This is a genomic window from Streptomyces sp. NPDC007084, from assembly GCF_040703595.1.
Lineage (GTDB): Bacteria > Actinomycetota > Actinomycetes > Streptomycetales > Streptomycetaceae > Streptomyces.
On the sequence record NZ_JBEYFY010000122.1, the window covers coordinates 1 to 1,996 of the forward strand.

The following is a 1,996-nucleotide window of genomic DNA, read 5'->3' on the forward strand; positions in this document are numbered from 1 at the left end:
CATTGGTAGTCAGGGGCGCGGTGCCATGTACGGCCCGTTTCCCCATCCCCCTTTCAATCCGTACGTGCGGTTTTCCCGCATACGGCTTACCGATGATCTTCTTGACATGGTTACGCTGCCTTCGGATAGCGGATAGTGCCACTCAGCCGGTAAAGGCCGTGCCCAATAAACCACTCTTGCGTCCATTCCTTGACCTGACCAGCACGCAGGTTTCGCCCTCGCTTCTTGATCATCAGTCGGCATAGGCGCCACGCGACGTACGAGTCCATCGTGCGGAATTTCTGTGCGGCATTCCCGGTTCGGAAGTAATTGCCCCAGCCGCGCAGGATTGGATTCAAGTCCGCGATTACATCACGGATATCCATTCCCGACCGGCGGCGGTCAGTCCGTTCACGGACCTTGTCCCGGAGTCGCTTCATCGCCGCTTTCGCGGGCCAGCGATGCAGGTAGTAACGAACACTGCCGTACTTCTCCCACACCCTGCCCGAGAAGCGGGCTCTGAAGTGGCAGCCGAGGAAGTCGAGTCCTTCCCGGCCCTCTCTGAGGTCAACCACCTTCGTTTTGCCCGGGTGCAGCTGCAACCCCAGCGAGTCGAGGATCTCCCCGACAGCCTCCAGGGCCTTCCTGGCCTGATACGCCGAACGGCACAAGACGACTCCGTCGTCCGCGTACCGCACCAGCTCACCCACCCCGCGCTTGGACAGCTCGGAGTCCAGGACGTGCAAGTAGATGTTGGCCAGCAAAGGCGAGATGACTCCGCCCTGAGGTGTCCCAGCGACCGTCCGCTGAACCTCGCCGTCCACCATCACACCCACTTGCAGCCACAAACGAACCAGCTTGAGCACCCGACGATCCGACACCCGGCGCCCTACCTCAGCGAGCAGCCGGTCATGGCCGATCTCACCGAAGAAGTTACGGATGTCGAACTCCACGACAAAGCAGGACCCCTTGATGAAGCCGACGCGAAGCCGTTCCATCGCCTGAGTCGCCGACCGCTTCGGCCGGAAACCGAACGAGCACGGGAGGAACCCGGCCTCGAACACCGGCTCCAGCACGATCTTCGCAGCCTGCTGTGCCACTCTGTCGCGCACCGTGGGAATACCCAGCGGCCGTTTACCACCTTGTGGTTTTGGAATTTCCACGCGCCTGGCCGGCGCGGGACGATACACACCCTTGCGGAGATCCTGCTGGAGTTCGCCAAGCAACCGCCGGACGCCGTACTCCTTCTCCACGAATACCAGGGTGACCCGATCCACCCCGGCACTACCTCTGTTGGCCCGGACTCGTTCCCACGCCTCCCACAGCACGTCACCTCTGTGGATACGGTCGTAAAGAGCATGGAAACGCCGCTCCGGCGACTGCTTGGCCGCAGCCCATAGCCCGCGTTGCAGTTTTCGCACTTTCGAAACGGACGCGTGTCCGTCCACTACGACGGGGCTTTGCCCGTCGGGGTAGTTGGACCGGGCGGTCCCGGCCATGCCCTCGTGCTTACCTCCGCTACGGGCGTGATCAAAGTGAGGGCCCTTCCCTCCTGGCGCGTTATGTTGCACGCCGATCAGCGGTACTACGACCCCCTCGGACTCCCGCTGCCCTCCGGACATTTTCACCATCGGCTTATACGTCCGGTCTCTTGCCTGACGTCAGGCGTGGTCAGACGGGTCTCTCCTGTTCCGGCCCCAACCGTGCACACGTGCCGCCCTCCGTACCCCGGGAGAACCCCGAGAGCTGACCCCGGAACAGGGCCCTCGGGACATGGCCTTCGCCCCGGCATGACGGGCTCGGCTTCTCCGCTGTTGTTGTGACGAGGCTGCAAGGTTCGCTTTACGCTACGGCCCGCGTGCTTGCTTCCTCCAAAGAGGCTCTTGACATCCCGCTCAGCCCGCCGCGTCTCCACGACAAACCGGGACCTGCTACCGGGCACTCCGGTGTCTACCCGGACGGGACTTCCACCCGCAGGCTGGGACCAGCTTTCAGGACGCAACATGGCGGCAACCTA

Annotated in this window: 1 protein-coding gene; it reads right to left on the reverse strand. The window is 62.9% G+C overall.

Going from position 1 to position 1,996, the window contains the following annotated elements:
* Positions 1 to 110 precede the first annotated feature (110 nt).
* Positions 111 to 1,610: a group II intron reverse transcriptase/maturase gene (ltrA, locus tag AB0912_RS35830; protein WP_366707517.1), complete on the reverse strand. Its 1,500-nt coding sequence runs from the start codon at positions 1,608 to 1,610 to the stop codon at positions 111 to 113.
* Between the last annotated feature and the right edge of the window lie 386 nt (positions 1,611 to 1,996).

Bases quoted from the DNA above. Each gene is read 5' to 3' on its own strand.
- ltrA (WP_366707517.1), bottom strand. From the start codon at position 1,610: ATGGTGAAAATGTCCGGAGGGCAGCGGGAGTCCGAGGGGGTCGTAGTA.